The sequence below is a fragment of the Hyphomonas beringensis genome, from assembly GCF_000682755.1.
Lineage (GTDB): Bacteria > Pseudomonadota > Alphaproteobacteria > Caulobacterales > Hyphomonadaceae > Hyphomonas > Hyphomonas beringensis.
Map to the genome: position 1 here is coordinate 1 of NZ_AWFF01000111.1, position 364 is coordinate 364.

Here is a 364-nt window from a genome sequence, read left to right on the forward strand (position 1 = left end):
GGCACGGTGGGGGTGACCGGCGTGGTGTCTGCCACCAATAGCCTCGTGGGCTCGACTGCAAATGATCAGGTGGGCAATAAAGGTGTGGCGGCGCTGAGCAATGGCAGTTATGTTGTCGCCAGTTCGTACTGGGACAATGGCGGTAAGACCGATGTCGGTGCGGCGACTTGGGGCGATGGCGCGAGCGGTGTAACAGGAGAGGTGTCTGTCACCAACAGCCTCGTGGGTCCAGCTGGGCGCAGCCGGCTCGCGCAACTAGATGGTGTAGAGGGGTCAGGCACGTTCATTGCCGTCACAATTCCCGACTACGGCAGTGGGGAAAGCGGACACGTCCTGGTCGGCCTGACCGATCCAAGCCAGTTGA

Annotated in this window: 1 pseudogene; it reads left to right on the top strand. The window is 61.5% G+C overall.

The features are described from left to right. Positions 1-364, top strand: a pseudogene (locus HY29_RS19485) (hypothetical protein); the annotation flags it as partial.